The 7,950-nt window shown below is 38.7% G+C and carries 4 protein-coding genes; 1 reads left to right on the forward strand and 3 read right to left on the reverse strand.

Going from position 1 to position 7,950, the window contains the following annotated elements; all coding sequences use genetic code 11:
- Nucleotides 1-56: 56 nt before the first annotated feature.
- From ACOVQ4_RS19545 to ACOVQ4_RS19555, 3 genes are all read right to left on the reverse strand, one after another.
- On the reverse strand, nucleotides 57-923 hold the full coding sequence (locus tag ACOVQ4_RS19545) for a transglutaminase family protein (protein WP_421822288.1): 867 nt from the start codon (nucleotides 921-923) through the stop codon (nucleotides 57-59).
- Nucleotides 913-3,486 (reverse strand): circularly permuted type 2 ATP-grasp protein, encoded by a 2,574-nt coding sequence (locus ACOVQ4_RS19550; protein ID WP_421822289.1) that lies wholly within the window; start codon nucleotides 3,484-3,486, stop codon nucleotides 913-915. Before ACOVQ4_RS19550 ends, ACOVQ4_RS19545 begins: the two co-directional genes overlap by 11 nt.
- A gap of 335 nt (nucleotides 3,487-3,821) precedes the next feature.
- Nucleotides 3,822-7,244, reverse strand: coding sequence for a DUF2126 domain-containing protein (locus ACOVQ4_RS19555; protein WP_421822290.1), 3,423 nt, complete (start codon nucleotides 7,242-7,244; stop codon nucleotides 3,822-3,824).
- Between the two features lie 343 nt (nucleotides 7,245-7,587).
- On the opposite strand from ACOVQ4_RS19555, the gene ACOVQ4_RS19560 reads away from it, so the two are divergent.
- A partial coding sequence (locus ACOVQ4_RS19560) for a hypothetical protein (protein WP_421822291.1) occupies nucleotides 7,588-7,950 on the forward strand: 363 nt, incomplete at its 3' end.

Here is a 7,950-nt window from a genome sequence, read left to right on the forward strand (position 1 = left end):
GCTAGATAAGCTAATTTACTCGATAATTACAAAAACAAATTCAGTTTAAGGTTCCCTTAGATAGGAGTTACATCAACCGACACAGACAGTTGGTGCCCACCCGAACTAAAAATTACGCCCTTTAATGGAGCCACATCACTATAATCTCTCCCATAAGCCGTAATAATATGTCTCTCTTGCGGAATCATATTGTTGGTAGGATCAAAATCACACCAACCACTCCCTGGAATATACACAGATATCCAAGCATGGGATGCATCAGACCCCTGGAGTTTTTCTTTTCCCGGCGGTGGCAAGGTCTCGATGTACCCACTTACATATCGAGCGGCCAAGCCCACACTACGTAGGCATGCTATGGCCAAATGCGAAAAATCTTGACAGACTCCACGCCTCTCCTTCAATACGGTCTTGATTGGCGTATAGATTGAAGTCACATTAGAGACAAACTTAAACTCCGAAAAAATCTTATGACATAGTTGCTGTACACCTTCGTAAAGTACCATTTTGTCCGATAAACAGCTTAGTGCGAATGCTCTAATTTCATCATCCCAATACACAAATGGACTAGAGGTAGTATATTGCAAAAATTCAATTTTTAAAGATCTATCATCACTCAACTGATTTCTGCACTCTTCCACCGTAATTGTAGGAAATAATTGATATGATTTTGGTAAACTCAGTACCGTACTCTTAGCCAAAACTGTGAGTTCCTGATGCGGAACATGAACTGAAAAATAGTGAACAGTATTACCAAAATAGTCTTTTCTCTCAATAATCTCCTTAGGTTTAGGCGTAATATCAAGTCTAAAATCACTACAAACCTGTCCCACAATATCTTTTGGCTTTAGGCACACCAAGCTATGGTAATTATTTACAATTTCGAAGTATTTGTAGGAGGTCTTATGAGTTAAATTATATTTCATTCTGACTCGAATTTTCGGTGTTACTCAAAAAGGAGTGTTGGATTTCGGTATGTGTAAAATACAAATTAGTCAATGAATTATTTACTGACAGAATAAGCTCAAACACCTCTGCTAAGAGACCATCTAATGTTTCACGATACAAAGTTTCCTCGTCAAAAACAATCAAGTGAGTGATATCAGCAAGCTTGATTTTAGTGGATGCTTGAAGAACAGCCCTTTGCGCAATATTCAGTCTTTCTGAATGTAAAGGTTTAGGTAATTCAGCCAAAAATCTACCCAGTTCGTCTAGCTGAAAAGCAATAGAATAAGGTAATTTAGATTCTAAAAAAATCATATCTAGCATGGCCTCCAAACTAATATGTGTTTTGTAAAGCTGCCTGTAATGATTTAAAAGATGATGATTTATTAGTACTGCCTCAATCAATTCATGCTCGATATGTGGCTCATTTTTAAAACTAAAACAGGCCCGAATAGTACTAATTTTGAGTAAGACTCTTTCTATCAACTTTCCTGATTCAAACAAACAATAACCGCTATCACGGGGCATTGTATCCGAAACTATACCATAAAAAGTAAATAATCTAGCATGAAGTTTATCTAAGACCTTTTGCATACTATGACTATTAGAGTACACCTCATCGGGTCTTTTGATTTTTTTAAAGGTATTTTCGATGGCATAAATGGCTCGCCAAGTATCATGATTCCATTTATCACTCACAGAAATTACACCTCTCAAAAAAGCCTCTATACTTGAGGCCACAGAACCAAGCAGTTGTACATCGTGTACAATCTTATGAATCTCTCCGTAAGGATTTGTCAGCAACTCGGGCCGTTGCTCATCCAGAAATCCAGGATAGGTTAAAGTCAAATGCGTTAAACCCTTTAACAAGACTTCAATATGTTCAGACTTTGAAGCATTTCCAAATTTTACACTTTCATGTAAAGCATTGATTAACAACTTCAAATATTTGGTAGTCGACATCGTCCTTTCGGCATACCTTCCAACCCAAAAAAGATTCTCACCACTTCGGCTGGGCAAAGAAGTATGATGATGCACGGGGTCTTTTGGGAGCTCCATACCAATCTCTTTGTGGAGCGAATCATCATCCGACACAATCCAAGTATCTTTGGAGCAACCCCCATGCTGATGAGACACCTCAAATCGACCATGAACGGCCGAACTTCTAGTTAGCCCTCCCTGCATGACTTTATAGTCATTTCCATCAGCAACCAAATACGCCCTAATCGCTGCCAAACGAGGCACCAATTTCCCCTGTACCAAAGCAGGAGTAGTAGATAGCCCAATCTCCTCCTGTGCAACATATTCATGAGGAGCAGCCAGTATTTGTTCTATTAACTCAACTCTTTGCTCTTCTGATAAAAATCTACCATAAACTGACCGAAAAATTTGCTTTCGGTTTGCTTTCTTAATGATTAATGTCGGAATATTATCTAAAACATAGTTCAACTCCTTTGAATGACCACACCACCATGTGGCAATAGACGGAAGCTTGAGCTCTTCATCGAGAAAATACCGACAAGCAGCACTCATAAATGCAAGTAAAGCGCTATTTTCGAGAACACTAGCACCCGGAGAATTGACCACAGTAACATTACCCAATCTCATGGCCTGCAATAACCCCGGAATACCAAGTCGTGAATCCTCGCGCAACTCGAGAGGATCACACCATTCATCATCTATACGACGAACAATCACGTCTACCTTTTCTAAGCCCTCAATAGACTTCAGCCATACGTAGCCATCTCTCACCACAAGATCATCGCCCTGAACCAAAGTATACCCCAAATACGAAGCTAAGTATGCATGCTCGAAATAAGTTTCATTCCCCGAACCCGGAGTTAGATAAACAATCGTAGGATACTCTTTACTTTTTCCTGCCAATGCAGAAACCTCTTTATGAAAAGTTTTGAAAAAAGGAGACAGTCTATTAACCGTCATCCCAGAAGTTAATTCAGGTAAAATAGCACTCATTACCGTTCGATTCTCAAGAGCGTATCCTGAACCCGAAGGCGCTTGAGTACGATTATCTACAACCCACATTCTTCCATCTGGCCCTCTAGCAATATCTACCGCATATAAAATCAGTTGTTTCTCAGAAGCAAGCTTTACATCAATACATGGTCTAAAGAATCCACTATTGTCATAAATCAACTCAGGAGGCAAAATCCCCTCTTTTACCAGATGTTGTGGCCCATAAATATCTTTCAACATCAAATCCAATACCACAGCTCGTTGCTTAAGTCCCTCCGAAATCAGATTCCACTCCGACTGTTCCAGTAGAAAAGGAATCGGGTCGAGTTGCCAAGGCCGTGAATTTACCTCAGCGTTTCCATACACATTGTAGGTAACCCCATTCTCTTTCAGTTTGTTAGTCAGTTCTTGACTCCGAGATACCAGCTGATCCATACCCAATTTCTCGAGGGTATCAAACATTTTTTTCCAATATGGCTTTACTTGCTGATTGGTATCCAATATTTCATCATAAGACTCAATCTCCTTGAGGTATGCTTTTAGCAAATTATCTTTCACTTCTGTAATCATATTTTCATAAGCAGACATCAAACATTCGACTGCACAAAGGCATTTATGTCATTTAATACCTAAATTGTCATAAGTAGTTAAGTAATCGTGCAGAATAAGATTTAAGTTTTTGTTTTAGGCACAAGGCAAAGAGTGTTAGGTGAATACACAAAATTAAGTTTGAGTTTCAGACAATAGGTTTTAACCTGTAAGCTAAAGAATAAAAGGAGCTTTTTATGAAATTATAAAGGCCTTTTGTCTAATGCCTACTGAAACATAAATGTACATATTTACCCCAAAAATACAAGGATAGATTATCAGAACGCATCAACAATCCGATAACCTATCCTTTTCAGTTATCTCGAACGCCAAAATCTTCTTAAGTCTAGGGTAGTTGGATATTCGGCATTCACCAACTCCACAGGCGTATCCATTCTAACATCCTTCTTATTCTCAGCCACAAACCTAGAAGGTGCTGTATTGAACCTTACAGGCGCAGGAATCGTATTGAGGGTAGATGGAGTATGCCCAAACTCCCAGAATCGACTAATTCTTCTTGATTCTGCTTCGTAGCTATTAATAGGGTAAGTATCGAAGCTACGCCCACCAGGATGTGATACAAAATAAGTACATCCACCAATAATACGATTATTCCAAGTATCTACAATATCAAAGACCAAAGGAGCATCCACCCCAATAGTTGGATGCAAAGCAGAAGGAGGATTCCAAGCTTTGTAACGAATACCTGCCACATACTCCCCTTTGGTACCAGTTGGACGCAAAGGAACTCTACAACCATTACATACCAAAATATGACGATCTTGAACAAAACCAGAAACCTTTGCTTGCAATCTTTCGACAGAAGAATCCACAAATCTAGCAGTGCCCGAATTTGAGAGCTCTTCTCCAAGCACATGCCAAGGTTCAATTCCCAATCGTAATTCTAACTGTAAATTATCGATTGTAACACCTCCATGATGAGGAAATCTAAACTCAAAGAACGGATCAAACCATGAAATATCAAATTCGTAACCTGCTTCTTTCAAGTCATTAACCACATCTATCATATCCAAATAGGCAAAATGTGGTAGTAAAAATCTATCGTGCAATTCAGTTCCCCAACGGATTAATTTCTTTTTATAAGGTTCTTTCCAAAACTTAGCAATAAGAGCTCTCACCAAGAGATTTTGCACCAAATTCATGTGCTTGTGAGGGGGCATATCAAAAGCCCTAAATTCTAGAATTCCCAATCTCCCAGTGGATGAATCTGGAGAATAAAGTTTATCTATACAAAACTCGGTACGATGCGTATTTCCGGTAATATCAACTAGCAGGTTTCTAAATATTCTATCTACCATCCAATATGGCACATTGCCGTCTTCAGGTATTTGGTCAAACGCGATTTCTAATTCATACAACTTTTCATCTCTTCCTTCATCCACACGTGGCGCTTGACTCGTTGGACCAACAAATGAGCCAGCAAATAAATAACTCAACACAGGATGATGCTGCCAATACGTCACCAAGCTTCTTAATAAATCAGGGCGACGTAAAATAGGGCTTTCGGCTGGTGTGGCTCCACCAATGGTCACATGATTTCCGCCACCAGTTCCTGTATGGCGACCATCAACCATAAATTTTTCAGTACCAAGTCTCGACAAAAAGGCCTCTTCATACAAAGCACTTGTATTATCAACGAGCTCTTGCCAATTTTTAGACGGATGAATATTCACCTCAATCACTCCAGGGTCGGGTGATACAACCAATTTCTCCAAACGATAGTCTGATGGCGGTGTATATCCTTCGATACGCACAGGTATTTGAAGTTTTTCGGCGGTAGCCTCTACCGAAGCTATCAAATCGAGGTAATGCTCCAAATACTCTGTAGGAGGAAGAAACACATAAATAACGCCATCTCGTTCTTCAACAACCAGTGCAGTTTGAATAGTGTTTACCTCAAACAACAATGGCTTTTCATCTTGTTCTTTTGACCTCGTTTTTTCATCTTCCGAAACCCTCGTAAGCTTTTTGTCTGGAGCGATATAATTAGGAGCTTCGGTACCATAACGAGATAAAGGGTTTTGACTAAAATCGCCCAAAGGAGGTAAATCTTCAAATGGGCTACGCTCCAATGGTTCCTCTCGTTGAAATTTAGAGATAGCAGGTAAAGAATTTAAAGGCAATCGAAGTCCAACGGGTGAATTCCCAGGAATGAGAAAACAATTACCTCGTCGAAATTCCCATACACAACTAGTCCATGTACTGGTGTTCCAATTCCAGCGAATAGGTAACGCAAACCCAACCGGATTATTCAAACCTTTGTCTAATACTTTAGCCAAAGTTCTTCGCTCTACCGAATCCTTAAGATTTACAGAGAGCGGATCTACATTCACTGGTAATTTACCTTCCTCCAAAGCCCAATATACAGGGTCTTCATAGGTAGGACACAAGTTACTCACCCGAATTCCTAAGAACTTTGTCAGTTCCTTTGAAAATAATTCAGCGTCATGAAAACTATAATTTGTTTGAGATTCTTTAGCAATCAGATTGTCATTTTTCCAAATAGTATTCCCGTCTTTCCTCCAATACAAGGCATATTGCCAGCGTGGAAATAACTCTCCAGGATACCACTTTCCTTGACCAAAATGTAATAATCCTCCATGCGCAAAACGGTTTTTCAGTCGAAGTGCCAGGTTATAAGCCAATTGGCGTTTTAAAGGCCCATCTGCTGCAGAATTCCATTCGGGCGATTCAAAATCATCTATTGAAACAAAAGTAGGCTCACCTCCCATGGTCATACGCACATCACCCTCCTGCAAATCTTTTTCTACCAAGTTGCCAACTTCCATAATTTTATTCCACTGCTCTTCAGAATAGGGTTTAGTAACTCGAGGGTCTTCATGAATACGAAAAACCCTATTTTCAAATTCAAACGACACCTCACAGACATCTGTAGCCCCTGTTACTGGCGCAGCACTAGCATAATCTGGCGTACAACTCAATGGAATATGTCCCTCTCCTGCAAACAAGCCAGACGTAGGATCCAGACCAATCCAACCCGCTCCTGGAATGTAGGCTTCTACCCAGGCGTGCAAGTCAGTAAAGTCTTCTTCTGGCCCTGAAGGACCATCCAAAGATTTGATATCTGGCGTTAATTGTACCAAATAGCCCGAAACAAATCTCGCAGCTATTCCTTTGTGCCTCAATATCTGAACAAGTAACCACGCTGAATCACGGCAACTGCCACTTCTTATGTTTAGCGTGTCCTCACATGTCTGTACTCCGGGCTCCATTCTGATATTGTAATCAAGATGAGTATACACTTTCTGATTAGCAAATACCAAAAAGTCCACAGTGTTTATTTCATCTTCTATTATTACATTTTTCAAAAATTCTGTCAATAAAGGACCCGATTCACGCGCTTCAAGATAAGGCACTAATTCTTTTGCCAATATTTCATCATACTTGAAAGGAAATTTTTCGGCATACTCTTCCACAAAAAAATCGAATGGATTAATAACCTCCATTTTTGCGATAACCTCTACCTCTACACTTAACTCATTTGTTTTTTCCGGAAAAACAACCCTTGCTTGATAATTACCAAAAGGATCTTGTTGCCAATTGATAAAATGATTCTGTGGCAAAATTTTGAGGGAATAGCCTTCTATCGCCGTCCTCGAGTGAGGTGCAGGTCGTAATCTAAAAATGTGTGGAGACAAGCTGACGCTACGATCAAACTTATACTTAGTTTTATGAGAAATCGCAACTTTTATTGACATACGAGATTATTTTGAAGGTTTATTCATGGATTTATGTAAAAAAAGTAAAAAAATCCATAAATTTTAACCCTCCAAATGAAAATTCATAAAATCTCTTAAAGAAATTATATTCTACTTAATATTCTTTTTACTTTTTATTTATTTCAGAATACCCTCTTTATTCAAAATTATATTTCATCATTCTCAACAACAACAGCTTTATCACAAAACCCACCTATCGTTGACCATAATGCTCATTTTGAGCAATATGACATTACTTGAAAATATAAAAACCATAATGCTCATTTTGAGCATTATGAGGTTGCTCGAAAATACTCAAACCATAATGCTCATTTTGAGCAATATGAGATTGCTTAAAAATATTCAAATCATAATGCTCATTTTGAGCAATATGACATTACTCGAAAATATTCTAACCATAATGCTCATTTTGAGCAATATGACATTAGTCGAAAATATTCTAACCATAATGCTCATTTTGAGCATTATGACACTACTCGAAAATACTCAAACCATAATGCTCATTTTGAGCACTATGACACTACTCGAAAATACTCAAAGCATAATGCTCATTTTGAGCACTATGACATTACTCGAAAATATTCAAACCATAATGCTCATTTTGAGCACTATGACACTACTCGAAAATACTCAAACCATAATGCTCATTTTGAGCACTATGACATTACTCGAAAATATTCAAACC

The organism is Flectobacillus sp. (assembly GCF_049240685.1).
Taxonomy (GTDB): domain Bacteria; phylum Bacteroidota; class Bacteroidia; order Cytophagales; family Spirosomataceae; genus Flectobacillus.

What these genes read in the sequence shown, in the direction of transcription:
- ACOVQ4_RS19545 (WP_421822288.1), bottom strand. Translation starts at nt 923, where the DNA reads ATGAAATATAATTTAACTCATAAGACCTCCTACAAATACTTCGAAATT.
- ACOVQ4_RS19550 (WP_421822289.1), bottom strand. Translation starts at nt 3,486, where the DNA reads ATGATTACAGAAGTGAAAGATAATTTGCTAAAAGCATACCTCAAGGAG.
- ACOVQ4_RS19555 (WP_421822290.1), bottom strand. Translation starts at nt 7,244, where the DNA reads ATGTCAATAAAAGTTGCGATTTCTCATAAAACTAAGTATAAGTTTGAT.